Origin of the sequence: Acinetobacter sp. ASP199, assembly GCF_022700675.1 — a bacterium.
In the GTDB taxonomy this organism is placed as follows: domain Bacteria; phylum Pseudomonadota; class Gammaproteobacteria; order Pseudomonadales; family Moraxellaceae; genus Acinetobacter.
In genome coordinates, this window is the sequence record NZ_CP062182.1 from 419827 (window position 1) to 435030 (window position 15204).

Consider the following 15204-nt stretch of genomic DNA (forward strand, 5'->3'; position numbering starts at 1 on the left):
ATATACAGGATTAAACGGTTAATTATGGCGAACGCTCCTCGGTCCACATCAAAAAGCAGCACAGCGAAGTCTCCCGACGCTGGAAGTAAGCGTGCCTTAGTGATTGTGGAGTCGCCTGCAAAAGCGAAAACAATCAACAAATACCTCGGTTCGAACTACATTGTGAAATCATCGGTTGGTCACGTGCGTGATTTGCCGACTGGCGGCTCTGCCAAAAGCACAGAGAAAAAACCAGCAACGCGAACCAAGCTGACTGAAGCAGAAAAAGCGGAAAAATCACAGCAGGCGTTGATTAACCGTATGGGGGTAGATCCAGAACACGACTGGAAAGCCAAATACGAAGTCCTACCCGGCAAAGAACATGTGGTTGCTGAACTGAAAAAACTGGCATCGCAAGTCGATGAAGTCTATCTGGCAACGGATTTGGACCGTGAAGGGGAAGCAATTGCTTGGCACTTGAAAGAAGTGATCGGCGGTGATGATTCGCGCTACCAGCGTGTGGTCTTCAACGAAATTACCAAAAATGCCATTCAGGAAGCCTTCAAGCATCCAACCCGTCTGGATACCAATAAGGTGAATGCTCAACAGGCACGCCGTTTCCTGGATCGTGTAGTCGGCTTTATGATCTCGCCACTGCTGTGGGAAAAAATTGCCCGTGGTCTGTCTGCAGGCCGTGTGCAATCTGTTGCAGTAAAACTAGTCGTAGAACGTGAACGTGAAATCCGTGCCTTTATTCCTGAAGAATACTGGCAAGTATTCGCTGATACCAAAGCGAAAAAAGATGACATTCGCCTGGAAGCAGTCAAGCAAAATGGCAAAACCTTAAAGCTGCACAATAAAGCTGAAACTGATGCTTTGTTGAATCTGATTAAAGATGCCGAATACAAGGTGATGAGCCGTGAGGATAAACCGACCAAGGTCAATCCAAGCGCGCCATATATCACCTCGACCTTGCAACAGGCAGCCAGCACCCGTTTAGGTTTCTCGGTAAAGAAAACCATGATGCTGGCACAGCGTCTGTATGAAGCAGGCTTCATTACTTATATGCGTACTGACTCCACCTTCTTGAGTGATGATGCGGTCACTATGGTACGTGGTCACATCGAATCTGAATTCGGTGAAAAATACCTACCTGCCAAGCCAAACCGTTATGGCAATAAAGCCGGTGCACAAGAAGCCCACGAAGCGATTCGTCCTTCAACCGTTGGCTTAAAAGGCGATAGCCTGGTCGGTGTGGAACGTGACGCACAGCGTCTATATGATCTGATCTGGCGTCAGTTTGTTGCCTGCCAGATGACATCTGCTGAATATTTATCTTCTACCATCCTGGTTGATGCCAATGGTGTGGAGCTGAAAGCCAAAGGCCGTACTCTGGTCTTTGATGGTTTCACCAAAGTTCGTGGTGCCAACAAAGCAGATGACGATATTTTGTTGCCAGCAGTCAAAGTGGGTGAAGTGCTGAAACTTGAGAAACTTGATCCTTCTCAACATTTCACTAAACCACCTGCACGCTTCACTGAAGCATCATTGGTAAAAGAGCTTGAAAAACGTGGCATTGGCCGTCCTTCGACCTATGCAGCGATTATTTCGACCATTCAAGACCGTGGTTATGTGAAACTGGATAACCGCCGTCTGTTTGCTGAAAAAATGGGTGAAATCGTTACCGATCGTCTGGATGAAAGTTTCAACAACCTGATGAATTATGCCTTTACTGCAGATCTTGAGGGTCAGCTGGATAAGGTGGCGGATGGTGAACGTAACTGGAAAGAGCTATTAGATAGTTTCTACGGTGACTTTAAGAAGCGTTTAACCAATGCGCAGGGTGAGAGCGGTATGCGCCGTAATCAGCCAGTAGAAGTCAATGCTGTGCACTGTAAAGAATGCGACCGTCCGATGCAGATCCGTACCGGAACAACAGGTGTATTCTTGGGTTGTTCAGGTTATAACCTGCCGCCTAAAGAGCGTTGTAAAGGTACACTGAACCTGACCCCAGTTGAGTCTTTGGCTGCATTGTCTGACGATGATGCTGCTGAAACGGCTGATCTGATGTCGAAAAAACGTTGTCCGATCTGCTCAACTGCAATGGACAGCTACGTCATTGATGGTGGTCGTAAACTGCATGTCTGTGGTAACAACCCGGACTGTGCCGGTTTTGAACTGGAAGAAGGTGAGTTCAAGATTAAGGGTTATGATGGCCCAACCATCCCATGTGACAAATGTGATGGTGAAATGCAGTTGAAGACTGGCCGTTTTGGTCCGTACTTTGCCTGCACCAGCTGTGACAATACCCGTAAAGTCCTGAAAAATGGTCAGCCTGCGCCACCGCGTGTTGATCCAATCAAGATGGAACACTTACGCTCAACCAAGCATGATGACTTCTTTGTTCTACGTGATGGTGCAGCAGGTCTGTTCCTGGCAGCGAGTAAATTCCCTAAAGTACGTGAAACCCGTGCGCCGAAGGTGGCGGAACTACGTACTGTTGCAGAGCAGCTGGATCCGAAATATCAGTTTATTTTGCAGGCGCCAGATGTAGATCCTGAAGGGAATCCAACTCTGGTGAAATTCAGCCGTAAAAACCAGTCGCAATATATTGGTTCAGAAACACCTGAAGGTAAGCAGACCAAATGGTCTCTGGTTTACCAGGACGGAAAATGGGTTGAAGCCTAAAAGTTAAAAATAAAAAATGCCGACTGATGTCGGCATTTTTTATGGCAGAATAAATTTTAGAAATTTGCTTAATAATAAAATTTGGGGAAGGTGTGGGTATTCAGACAAAAAAATTTGCGGTGCTCATTGATGCGGATAATTCATCGATTAATGCAATCTCATCAGTATTAGAAGAAGTTGCTAAATACGGTATTGCCAGTGTTAAACGTGTTTATGGGGATTGGAGCAGTGAAACGTTAAAAAAATGGCGCGATGTTTTACTTCCACATGCGATTACTCCTGTACAGCAATTTGCCTATACCAAAGGTAAAGACGCAACAGACATGATCTTAATTATTGATGCTATGGATTTACTTTATGCAGGTGCATTAGATGGGTTCTGTATAGTATCTAGCGATAGCGATTTCACGCCTTTAGCTTCACGTATTCGTGAAAATGGTCTTACTGTCTATGGTTTTGGTAAAAAAGCTACACCCGAAGCATTTAAGAAAGCTTGTGACAAGTTCATTTATATTGAGAACTTACTTGTAGATAGCGAAATTAAAAATAATGAGGATAGTGAAGAAACAGACCTAATAGATAAAAAAGTTTCGGAGATTACCAAGACAAATGGACAAAAAACTATATCTGCCCAAAAGGAAATTCAGTTACCTGAAGGGATGGATCGAGCTACGCTTAATTTAATTTATAAAGCTGTAAAAGATAATGCGGATGAAAACGGTTGGGCGAATTTAAGTATGGTTGGGCAATATATAAGTGCGGTAAAACCTGATTTTGACTCTCGAAATTATGGTCGTGCCAAACTTTCAGGTTTAATTAAAACTTTAAATCTTTTTGAAACTAAAATTGAAATGAGCCAGATGTTTCTCAGAAAAATAAAAAAACAGAGTGCTTAAAGCATGTGGAAAAAAATCCGAATCCTGATCTTGCTTGTGATTTTATTTGTGGTCGCAGTCAATGCCTATCGTGACCAAAACCAGGACTGGTCCAAGCCAGTTTTTGTTTTGTTGCATCCAATCAATGCGGATGGTTCAGTAGTTACCCAGCAATATATTCAACAGCTTTCGGCTCAGGATTTAAATGGAGCACAAAAATATCTGGAAATGGCTGCCCAGCAGTATCGTGGTCAGCCAACCTATTTTTATTTCAATCTTGGACGTGAACTAAAAGAATTACCACCTAAAGTCCCTGAGCAGGCATCAATCATAGATACCATTTTCTGGAGCCTGAAATTTCGTTTCTATGCCTGGCAACAACAGCAAAGTTCAGATTCTTCAGCCAATGTGACCTTGTATTTAAATTATTATGATCCGGCACAACATAAAGTATTAAAGCATTCAACGGCTTTACAAAAAGGACGGATTGGATCAGTGAACCTGTTTGCTTCCAAGAAACAGACTGAACAAAACAAGATTGTCCTTGTACATGAGCTATTACATGCTTTTGGAGCCAGCGATAAATATGATCTGGCGACCGGTCAGCCGATGTATCCTGTGGGATATGCATTTCCAGATCAGCAACCTTTATTTCCTCAAGCTAAAGCAGAACTGATGGCGGGGTATATTCCGACCTCTCAGACGTCAAGCAAAATGCCAGAATCTTTAAGTCAGACTCTAATTAACGAGATCACTGCGATTGAATTGGGTTGGAAACGCTAATGTGGATAACCTTGAATTTATCCACAACTTTAGTCGTGCTGGTAAATAAATTTGATACTGGTTCATGAGCTGATCGATAGAGTGAAACTTCTGACCATAAAACAGTAATAATTGAGAAGAATATGCATACTTTTGTCCTGGCACCCGACTCCTTTAAAGAAAGTATGTCAGCCGAGCAAGCATGTCAGGCCATGCAACGTGGTATTTTGCATGTCTTTCCTGATGCGCGCTGTATTGCTGTGCCTATGGCAGATGGTGGTGAGGGAACAGTAGATGCCTTGCTGCGCTCCTTAAATGGTCTACGTATTACCTGTAAGGTGACAGGACCTTTAATGACTCAGCAAGTTTCGACTTATTTTGCTTTAGTCGATCAAGGCGCTACAGCAGTGATTGAAATGGCCAAAGCCAATGGTATTCATCTGTTGGAAAACTCTCAACGCAATCCAATGCTCACCTCGACCTATGGCACAGGAGAGATGATCAAACAGGCATTAGATCTTGGTGTTGAAAAAATCATTATTGGACTTGGTGGTAGTGTTACCAATGATGGCGGTGCGGGTATGGCGCAGGCACTGGGTGTGCAGTTTATCAATGCATCAGGTGAATTGGTTCAAGTCTGTGGAGGTGATTTAGATCAGATAGACCGAATTGATCTTTCTCAGTTGGATTCCCGTTTAAAAAATATCGAAATCCTGATAGCGTCTGATGTTAATAATCCGCTGTGTGGGCCGAATGGCGCTTCGGCAATCTTTGGGCCGCAGAAGGGAGCTACACCGGAAATGGTGCGGCAACTGGATCATAATCTTAGTCATTTTGCTGATCTGGTCGAAGCAAGCTTAGGTATTTCTGTGAGAGATACCGCAGGTGCTGGGGCAGCAGGTGGCTTGGGTTTTAGTCTTATGGCATTTATGGGTGCCAAATTACAATCCGGTGTGGAATTGATTATCGAGCAAAGCCGATTGACAGAAAAAATTGCGCAGGCGGATTATGTGCTGACTGGTGAAGGCAAAATTGATAGTCAGACGGCCTTAGGCAAAACGCCGTTTGGCGTTGCTCAGGTCGCAAAGCAATTTAATAAACCTGTGATTGCTTTTGCAGGTCTGGTCGGTGAGGGGATTGAGTCACTGTATCAGGCTGGATTTAGCCAGATTGTGGGAATTAATCCACCGGGGTATTCATTAGAAGAAGCATTAAAAAATGCGGAAGTGAATCTGGAAAAAGCAGTTGTTCGAACTGTCAAAAATATTCAAGAACAGAATATTTAGGTTCATTTTTATAAACCATCATAGCCTCAACAGAGTTATAAAATATCAGGTGCAAATGCGTAGGCATATCTTACTTTTCAAAGATGAAATTAACAAAAAACTTTTGCTGGATTGATGGTATATTTTTATCCCCCAATTCAGCAGACAGCATTCATGCTGTCATCCCTATAACAAATCACAAGATAAAATATTGAAACTGTTTCCAAGTAGCAGAAAGCCTTCATAAGAGTGATCTGTTAAACTACACCTATCCATAAAAAGATGAGTGATCATGAGTTTAGCCGCCCTAATTGATGAACTGAACCCCCAACAAAAGCAAGCTGCGACGACTGATGCCAAGCATAGTCTGGTCCTGGCTGGGGCAGGTTGTGGCAAAACTAAAACCATCGTGGCACGAGCAGCTTATCTGATCGATCAGGGTGTGCCCGCCAATCAGATTCAGATTTTGACTTTTACCCGCCGTGCAGCCAGTGAAATTGTCGCACGTGTGGAACTGGCTTTGGGTGAACAGGCCAAAGGTCTACGTGCATCAACTTTCCATACCTTCTGTATGTATTTATTGCGCCGGATTCCCAAAGCATTTGGACTGGAGCAGTTTTCGATTATTGACCGTGATGATCAGCTGATGATGTTTCGCCTGATCCGTGGTCGTGATGACAAGAAAAATCCCAATCATTTGCCCAAGCCGCAGGAACTGTGTGATCTGTATTCCTTCGCACGAAATACCCGTCAGAAACTCAGTTTGGCTTTGGAAAAACAGATGCCGGAATATCTGGCGCTGAAAGACCAGATTGCTGACATCATGAAAGAATACGAGGCACGTAAAAAGGCACGTAGTTTCCTGGATTATGACGATATCCTTGCAGTCGTTGCTAGTGCATTGGCGCAGTCTGAAGGTCTGGTCGAATATGTATCTTCAATTTGTCGACACATGCTGGTCGATGAAATGCAGGACACCAATCCACTCCAATGGGCTTTGCTAGAACCACTCAAAGATCATATCAGTCTGTTCTGTGTTGGAGATGATGCACAGTCAATTTATGGCTTCCGTGGTGCGGACTTTGAAAATATTCACCATTTCAAAGAGCGTGTGCCTGATGCACAGATTTTTAAACTGGAAAAAAATTACCGCTCGACTCAGGAAATTCTAGACCTGTCCAACTGGCTGCTGGATCAATCCGAAATTAAATATGACAAGCGGCTGGATGCACATCGGGGTGAAGGCATCAAGCCAAAAATGCATATCTTCCCGAACGAGTTTGATGAAGCCAAATGGATCGCCATCGATATCAAAGAGCGTCATTACTTACAAGGCAGTAAATGGTCTGATCATATGGTGCTGGTGCGTTCCAGTTTTGCGGCACGCCATATTGAAGCAGCCTGTATTGCTGCCAATGTGCCGTATCGTTTTATCGGTGGGATGAAGCTCTTAGAAACTGCACATGTCAAAGACTTGCTGAGTTTGTTACGCGTAGTTGCCAATCCGCTGGATGATATTGCCTGGATGCGTTTCCTGACGCTGTGGAATGGCGTGGGTGATGTCGGTGCCAGCAAACTGTCACAACAACTCCTGGCAGAGCCTGAGATGGACATCATTGCAGACAAGCTGGAAAAATTTGGCAAGATTCCATTGGAATCCATTCTGATCATGAAGCAGATGGCTGTGCTAAAAACAGAAGTTGAAGCCTGCGTCACTCTGGCCATTCAAGCCATTGAAAGCCAGCTTGCTGAAAACTATAAAAAAGACTGGAATCGCCGTCAGGGTGATTTTGAACTGGTCAAGCAGCTTGCATCCAAACATGCCCAGCTGAGTGAGTTCCTGGAAGAATATGTACTCGATCCAGTATCGATTTCTGAAATTGAAAGACAGTCAGATCCTGATGTAGTGACCTTAATCACTATCCACTCTGCCAAAGGGACAGAGCAGAAAGTGTGTTATGTGGCGAATGTGACACCGGGACAGTATCCTCATACGCGAGCACAGGGTGATTTTGATGATGTCGAAGAAGAACGTCGGGTACTCTATGTGGCACTCACCCGTGCGCAGAATGAACTGATCCTGACCAAACAAAACCTGAATCACTGGGCACGTGAAACAGTGGATGAGCAAGGCCGTAAAGTAGAGAGTTATTTTATGAATGATCTGACTCGCCATTTGTGTACGACAGAAACCCATTACAAGCCCCGTCAGCAAACCGTGAAAAGTGCCTTAATTGAGCGCCAGTCGATTAATTTAGATTTTGGCATTGATCTCGATTAAACTAGACGGATGTTGTTGTATGCAAAAAGTAGAGTAGGCGAGTGCTTTTTGATGTTTTTTGCCTATCTTCTTAAGGTTATCAAATGAAAATTTTAGTTCGTAACTTGGAACGTACTGTGACAGAGGCTGAGTTACTGGAATTGTTCAAGCAATATGGCACAGTAGATACTTGTACTCTGGTGCTGGATGCTGAAACTGGTAAATCTAAAGGCTTCGCTTTTGTAGAAATGCCGCATGGCCGTGAAGCAGTTAAAGCGATCAAAGGTCTAAATACTTTACGTTTACATGGCACAGGCATTCGTGTCAAACAGGCTGAAGAAAAGCCACAGGCGTAAATCGAAAAAGGAGCAGATGATGCTCCTTTTTTATGGAAATTAAATTTTCTTTTATTCTCTTTAAGCCAATAGTGATTTCCCTAATTTTAAAAAATTAACGTATTGGTTTTAAATTCTCTTCAATAGAATGATTGATTAGTGACTCAAAGAAATTAGAAGAATAGAGCGTACATGTTCTTGGCGATTCCTGGAAAAGATCAACAAATAAAATAAATTCCATTGTAAAAATAATGATCTGGTTTTAAGTTATAAAAGCCAAAATTTGTTTTAATACTTAGGAAAAATCCATGACTCGTGTTGCTCGCTATCATGCGGACCGTACCAATCAGAAACTTTATTTCGCCCGCCTTGCCTGTCAGCAAGCAGAGCAAACCGATCATGTCCAGCAGGCTCAGGCACATCGTGAAGCAGCAGTCTTTCATTTGCATGGTGCAGTCTTGGCTTTTTTGCAGGAACTGGTGCGTTACTATCGTTTAAATGATCTGAGTCCGACCTTGAAGTCGATTGAAGAGCAGATGGCTGCGAAAGGGCAGATCTCTCCTGAAGTGACCGTAATGCAGCAATTGTCTAAGAGTGGTTTTATCGCTGAGCTGAAGCGTGCTTATCGCCTCTGTCAGTATACACCTGAGCCGAATGTGCCAGAACCTGAAGATGAAACATCTTCCAAACTGATTATTAAAGTCACGCAAACCCCTCAAGCCTGGTTGCCGGATACTGCCATCCTGCGCGAATGGCATCGAGACCTGACACAATTGATCGATGGTTTTCGCAATGAGATGGTGGAATTTTAATCCGACCAATGGCCCTTGAAATTGAAATTATTAACCATATATCCAATACACTAAGCGATGCAAAGTGATTCTGCGCTTTGCCACCATGTTGAACATGGAGGACATATGTCTATAGAACAATTGAAAGAATTATTTGGTAATCAAGAAGCGATTTTAGAACTCGTTCAACTGGAAAGTGGTGAGTTGGCATTACGCAATGCAGGCTCAGAAAAACAACCATTGGTCATTATTCAGTTTAATGATGAAGTAAAAGCCCTTCTCGGTGATCAGACCCCCGTGGTTGCTCAGCATATGATTCAGGCAGCTTTATTTGGTCTGCTCGAAAAGCAGGCGAATGAAATGCAGGCTGAAATTGTGGATGAAAAACCAAAATATTTAAGTTGATTGCCCTCCCATCCTGAATAAAAAAGCGCACTTTAAAGTGCGCTTTTTGCTTTAATGGTTTTAATGATGTGAGGGATTCTGATGGGCAATCTGAATCTGATGCAGGATATGACGGCTCATATTCTTCGCCATTTCTTCTTTAGCATAGTACACCGCACCGATATTATCACGGCGGATGACTTCAGCTTCTTCCTTACTTTCGGCACAGACCAGGACCTGAATTTCAGGATTTAGGGTCTTGGCAATATCCACGATTTTATGAATGTCCAGAATATCCATTGGGGAAATGACCAGCAGACGTGCATGCTGGATATGCGCCTGAATGAGTACGCCTGGTTCAGTCGCTACACCGGACACCGCAGCAATGCCTTTGGTACGCAATTTTTCAACAATCTCCCGGTTTTCTTCAGCAATCACAACTTTGATGTTCTGTTCCATCAAGGAAGTCGTGATGCGACGTCCCACTTCACCATGGCCGACAATCACGACCTGATCGCGCAGGTAGTCCTGGGACACTTCATCAGGTAGCATGGCCAGTGGGTCACCACTGCGCTCCAGTAAGCGCGCCAGGTTGGAACGTTCGCGAATCCATTTCTGTACGGGTTCGATGGCAGAGAAAATAAAGGAGTTCAGGGTAATCGAAATCAAGGCACCCGCCAGAATCAGGTTTTGTCCTTCCAGGGAGAGCAGATTTAGCGATACGCCAAGTGCAGCAAGAATAAACGAAAATTCACCAATCTGTGCCAGTGAAGCGCCCACTGTCAGCGCTGTATTGATTGGATAGCGGAAGAATAGTACCAGTGCTATCGCAGCGATGGTCTTACCAATCATAATAATGCCGACCACGGCCAATACATGCAGCGGCTCTTCGATCAAAATACGTGGATCGAACAGCATGCCCACAGCTACGAAGAATAGAATCGAGAAAATTTCACGTAGTGGCAGGGTTTCTTCTTCTGCACGATGGCTGAAGTCGGATTCTTTCACGACCATACCCGCAAAGAACGCACCCAGTGCCATCGAGACACCAAAGACTTTGTAGGCGCCAAAGGCAATCGATACAGCAGCAGCAACAACGGTTAAAGTGAACAGTTCACGTGAACCTAGACGTGCAACAACCTGCATGATCATTGGTATCAGGCGTTTACCAACAATCAGCATAAAGGCAATAAAGCCTGCGACCTTGAGTAGGGTAATGCCCAAGGTGAGCCAGATATTCTCATCACTGCTGCCTTCTAGTGCCTGACCACCGAGTAAAACTGCGGTTGCAGGAAGTAGCACCAGTGCCAATACCATGACCAGATCTTCAACCAGCAGCCAGCCCACGGCAATCTTGCCGTTAATGGATTCGAGCAGACCACGATCTCCCAGCGCTTTCAGGAGTACGACAGTACTGGCACAGGAGAGGCTTAGACCAAAGACAAGCGCAGAACCAAAACTCCAGCCCCAGAGCATGGAGACACCAATTCCAAGCAGGGTAGCCACTGCAATTTGCAGGATCGCGCCAGGCAGGGCAATACGCCTTACCTGCATCAGGTCATTTAAGGAAAAGTGCATCCCGACACCAAACATCAGGAACATGACGCCTAATTCGGCCAGCTGGTTGGCGAGCTGGATATCACCGACCACCCCAGGGGTATTGGGGCTAATCAGAATCCCCGCGATCAGATATCCGATCAAAGGAGGTAAACGCAAGCGTGCAGCGATATAGCCAAATGCCAGCGCCAGTCCAAAGCCTACAGCCAGTAATATAATGAGATCTACGTCATGTGGCACTAACTACTCCTTTAAGATGAATTTTGAGATTTCAGTTTTTTATGGGAAATAAGCACAAAAAGTGCCAAAAGAGACAGAAAGTTTATCAAGCTGAATAAAAAAAATGCAAAAAAAACGACCCTAAAAGGTCGCTTTTTTCAAAAAACTAAAATTATTTAATTTTAGCTTCTTTGAAGATCACGTGTTGACGGATTTTTGGATCAAATTTTTTGATTTCCATTTTTTCCGGCATAGTACGTTTGTTCTTAGTAGTGGTATAGAAATAACCTGTACCAGCTGAAGAAACTAAGCGAATCTTATCACGCATTGTCCTGACTCCTTACTTAGATCTTTTGACCTTGAGCACGAAGGTCAGCAACAACCTTTTCAATGCCCAATTTATCGATAATACGCATACCTTTAGTAGTAAGACGAAGACGTACGAAACGTTTTTCGCTTTCTAACCAGAAGCGGTGTTGGTGCAGGTTCGGCTCGAACCGGCGCTTAGTTTTGTTGTTGGCGTGTGAGACGTTGTTACCAACGACTGGACGCTTGCCGGTAACTTGGCAAACCTTAGACATGGTGTAACTCCATTGATTTAGCCAACAGCAAATCTGTATGGCCAGTCAAAAATAAACGGATTGAATTCATTCAAGGGGCGTTTTATACCAAAAATGCGCTTAAAAGACAAGCGATTTTGTCTAAAACCGGGCATGAGATGGTGCAACAGCTCATGCCTTGATCATTTACCGAAGAAGAGTCTTCGAAATCAGTTTATGAATCGGCTTATTAAACGGTGGGAGAATGTATTTCAAGCTATATAGCTTAGGATTAGACATTACAGACCGTTCATGCGACAAACTGAAGAAGCCTTCCGGCCCATGGTATTTACCCATCCCCGAAGCGCCAACGCCGCCAAATGGCAGGTCATCCTGTGCGACATGAGTGAGTACCGTGTTCTGGCCGAAGTGCCCTGAATGGGTACGCTGTGCGACATAATCGGCACGCGCCTGATCAAAGTCGAAATAGTATAATGCAAGTGGACGCGGACGGCTATTAATAAAGTCGATTACATCGTCAATTTGATCATATTCCATGATTGGCAGCAACGGACCGAAGATTTCATTCTTCATGATATCCATATCAGGCGTCACATTGGTCAGAATCGTCGGTGCAATCTTACGCAGATTTGCTGGTGTTTCATTGCGCGGATTGATTTCAATAACCTGGGCACCGCGCGCACGTGCGTCTTCTAAATAGCCTTGCAGACGGTTGTACTGCCTGTCATTGATAATCGAGGTGTAATCCTGATTATGGGTGATATCCGGGTACATGGTTTCCACATAACTGCGGAAATGGTCGATAAATTCAGCGGTTTTGCTGCGTGGCAGGAACATATAGTCAGGGGCCACACAGGTTTGACCGGCATTCCAGAGTTTACCCACCGCAATACGCTCTGCCACATCCTTCATATCAATAGATGGATGAACCAGAACAGGGGATTTTCCACCCAGTTCCAGAATCACCGGTACCAGATTTTCTGCCGCCGCTGCCATCACGGTTTTACCGACTGCGGTTGAGCCAGTGAAAATCAGCTTGTCGAATGCCAAATGAGAGAATGCATCAGATACAGTCCCACCACCATTTACTACCGCGACCAGTTCTTTCGGGAAGGCTTCTGCCAGTGCTTTTTCCAGTACTGCACCAAATGCTGCGGATGCGCTAGATACCTTGATCATGGCATGGTTGCCTGCAGCCAGTGCACAGACCAATGGTCCAATGGATAATAATAAAGGATAGTTCCATGGCGCGATGATGCCGACCACACCTAAAGGCTGGTACTGCACCCAGGCTTTCGCTGGCTGGTGAATAATGCTGACATGACGTTTTGATGGCTTCATCCAGCCAGTCAGATTCTTACTGTAGTATTTAATGTGTTCCAGGCAGGTCAACAGTTCCCCGATTTTGGTTTCCCCAATCGAACGGTTGCCATAATCCTGATTAATTGCATCGGCAAATTGATCTTGATACTTAACTAAGATACGCTTAAGTCGAGCTAAACGATCGATACGTTCCTTTGCAGTCGGCAAGGGGTAACGTAAGTAGGCATGTTTTTGTTGTGCCAGAATGTCATTAAGGCACTGGCTATCAAAAAAATGTGGTGTCATTAATGTCGTTTTTGTGTGACTGTTCATGCAGCACTACCATTTTTAAGAAAATCGATTATTCATTTTTAGAGTAAATACTCTAATTAGTCAAGTTACTTTGTGTACTCGACCGTCAATGCGCTGCTGGTGCGTGCGGGTACATGAACTGAATGGTTATTTTAGGATGTCCCAAACCAAAACGTTGAAAACCAAAGAACGTATTTTGCAGCTCAGTTTGCAGTTATTTAATGAGCGTGGTGAGCGTTCTGTTACGACGAATCATATTGCTGCTGAACTGAGTATGAGCCCGGGTAATTTGTACTATCATTTCCGCAATAAGAATGAAATCATCAAGGAACTGATGGAGCAGTACCAGAAGGAAACCCTGGAAATGCTGGCATTGCCGGATGACCGTCCGCTGGATGCCAATGACAAGATTCATTATTTTCAGGTGCTCAGCAGCCAGTTATGGGCCTATCGTTTCCTGCATCGTGATGTTTACCACCTTGTTGAAAATAATGAAGACTTCCGTAAGCTATATCCGCGCTTTGCCGGTGAAGTGATGCAGCAGGGACAAAAAATCTACAAGGCTTTCGTCACTGCAGGTCTGATGGAAATGACAGATTCGGAAATTGAAGCCTTAATTATCAACCTGTGGATCGTGCTGACCAACTGGACCAACTTCCTGTATATGTCAGGTCATATTACCGACTCGAACCATCTGGAAGAAAAATGGGTCTGGCAGGCATTACGTCAGATGGTGTTCCTGGAAGGGGCATATCTGCGTCGCGAAAGCCGTGAGACTTATGAAAGCCTGTTGAATTCCTTTGGTTCTTCCGAGCTTTTTGCCAGTCTGTCATCCGCTAAAGATCGGGAAACTGAACAGACTATTCAGAATAATTAAGAAACGCGCTAGAATACTCGGCTTATTTTTTAATTTATCTGATTAGTGACGTTTACCAACATGAATATGACGACTGCTAACACCGCACGTTTATTGATTACTTGTGAAGACAAGCCGGGCATCGTGCAGGCTGTTTCAAGCTTCTTGTATCATCAGGGCGCCAATATTACTGCGCTTGATCAATACGCGACAGAGGCTCAGGGTGGACGTTACTTCATGCGTGTTGAGTTTGAACTGGATAACCTGCAAAGCCGTAAAGAAAGCCTGTTACAGACTTTTGCTGCTAATGTTGCAGAACGCTATAACATGCATTGGCGTCTGGCACTGGTAAGTGATGTGAAAAAAGTCGGCATTCTGGTGTCAAAAGTTGATCATGCTTTACTTGAGCTGTTATGGCGTCATGCACGTGGTGGCTTGCCATGCGAAATCACCAAAGTGGTATCGAATCATGAAACACTGCGTGAATCGGTTGAAAACTTTGGTATCCCATTTGAAGTGGTACCAGTGACCAAAGACAACAAACGTGAAGCTTATGCAAAAATTGATGAGCTGATGCAAGGCAATGATTTGTTAGTACTGGCGCGCTATATGCAGATTCTGGATGAAGAATTTGTACAAAAATGGGAAATGAAAGTGATCAACATTCACCATTCGTTCCTGCCAGCGTTCGTGGGTGCAAATCCGTACAAACAGGCTTATGAGAAAGGCGTAAAACTGATCGGTGCGACTGCACACTATGTGACTGCGGATCTGGACCAAGGTCCAATCATTGAGCAAGACGTAGAGCGTGTAAACCATGACTTTACTGTAGATCAGCTGCGTGAACTGGGGCAGGACGTTGAGCGTAATGTGCTGGCACGTGCCGTAAGATGGCATCTGGAAGACCGTATTATTGTAGATGGTAACAAGACGGTGGTATTCCAATAAGTCTTGCATCATCATTTAAAAAGGCATACTTTAAGTATGCCTTTTTTTATTTGAGTTGTTTCTCTCATTTTTTCGAAAAAAAATGAAGAAAGTTGGGGATTGTTATTGCAA

14 protein-coding genes are annotated in these 15204 nt (G+C 44.3%); 10 read left to right on the plus strand and 4 right to left on the minus strand.

Annotation, left to right across the window (positions count from 1 at the left end):
* Positions 1–24 precede the first annotated feature (24 nt).
* The 8 genes from topA to IHE35_RS01995 all read left to right on the plus strand — a co-directional run bounded on the left by topA (position 25) and on the right by IHE35_RS01995 (position 9360).
* The gene (gene topA, locus IHE35_RS01960; protein WP_242788883.1) at positions 25–2667 is read left to right on the plus strand and encodes a type I DNA topoisomerase; all 2643 of its coding nucleotides are present in this window, start codon (positions 25–27) and stop codon (positions 2665–2667) included.
* A gap of 92 nt (positions 2668–2759) precedes the next feature.
* Entirely contained in the window at positions 2760–3563 is an 804-nt protein-coding gene (locus IHE35_RS01965; protein ID WP_242788884.1) for an NYN domain-containing protein, read from the plus strand.
* A 3-nt stretch (positions 3564–3566) separates the two neighbouring features.
* Positions 3567–4325: a hypothetical protein gene (locus IHE35_RS01970; RefSeq protein ID WP_242788890.1), complete on the plus strand. Its 759-nt coding sequence runs from the start codon at positions 3567–3569 to the stop codon at positions 4323–4325.
* Positions 4326–4447: 122 nt separating this feature from the next.
* Positions 4448–5590 (plus strand): glycerate kinase, encoded by a 1143-nt coding sequence (locus tag IHE35_RS01975; RefSeq protein ID WP_242788892.1) that lies wholly within the window; start codon positions 4448–4450, stop codon positions 5588–5590.
* Positions 5591–5861: 271 nt separating this feature from the next.
* Entirely contained in the window at positions 5862–7850 is a 1989-nt protein-coding gene (locus IHE35_RS01980) for an ATP-dependent helicase (protein WP_242788894.1), read from the plus strand.
* 83 nt (positions 7851–7933) lie between these two features.
* Complete coding sequence (locus IHE35_RS01985) at positions 7934–8185, plus strand: RNA-binding protein (protein ID WP_004890294.1); 252 nt, start codon at positions 7934–7936, stop codon at positions 8183–8185.
* Between the two features lie 287 nt (positions 8186–8472).
* Entirely contained in the window at positions 8473–8976 is a 504-nt protein-coding gene (locus tag IHE35_RS01990; protein WP_242788895.1) for a DUF6586 family protein, read from the plus strand.
* A gap of 105 nt (positions 8977–9081) precedes the next feature.
* Positions 9082–9360, plus strand: a complete 279-nt coding sequence (locus IHE35_RS01995; RefSeq protein WP_242788897.1) for a hypothetical protein — start codon at positions 9082–9084, stop codon at positions 9358–9360.
* Between the two features lie 60 nt (positions 9361–9420).
* Here the strand turns inward: IHE35_RS01995 and IHE35_RS02000 are convergent, their stop codons facing one another.
* The 4 genes from IHE35_RS02000 to IHE35_RS02015 form a co-directional block, all read right to left on the minus strand.
* On the minus strand, positions 9421–11136 hold the full coding sequence (locus IHE35_RS02000) for a cation:proton antiporter (protein ID WP_242788900.1): 1716 nt from the start codon (positions 11134–11136) through the stop codon (positions 9421–9423).
* 151 nt (positions 11137–11287) lie between these two features.
* Entirely contained in the window at positions 11288–11443 is a 156-nt protein-coding gene (gene rpmG / locus IHE35_RS02005; protein WP_001205031.1) for a 50S ribosomal protein L33, read from the minus strand.
* A 16-nt stretch (positions 11444–11459) separates the two neighbouring features.
* On the minus strand, positions 11460–11696 hold the full coding sequence (gene rpmB / locus IHE35_RS02010; protein ID WP_004813275.1) for a 50S ribosomal protein L28: 237 nt from the start codon (positions 11694–11696) through the stop codon (positions 11460–11462).
* A gap of 165 nt (positions 11697–11861) precedes the next feature.
* Positions 11862–13310, minus strand: a complete 1449-nt coding sequence (locus IHE35_RS02015) for a coniferyl aldehyde dehydrogenase (protein ID WP_242788903.1) — start codon at positions 13308–13310, stop codon at positions 11862–11864.
* A gap of 136 nt (positions 13311–13446) precedes the next feature.
* Here IHE35_RS02015 and IHE35_RS02020 point away from each other — a divergent pair, with 136 nt between their 5' ends.
* Positions 13447–14166 carry a TetR/AcrR family transcriptional regulator gene (locus tag IHE35_RS02020; protein ID WP_242788905.1) on the plus strand — a complete coding sequence of 240 codons (720 nt, stop codon included), beginning with the start codon at positions 13447–13449 and terminating at the stop codon, positions 14164–14166.
* Positions 14167–14226: 60 nt separating this feature from the next.
* Positions 14227–15093: a formyltetrahydrofolate deformylase gene (purU, locus tag IHE35_RS02025; protein WP_242788908.1), complete on the plus strand. Its 867-nt coding sequence runs from the start codon at positions 14227–14229 to the stop codon at positions 15091–15093.
* The last annotated feature ends 111 nt before the right edge of the window (positions 15094–15204 follow it).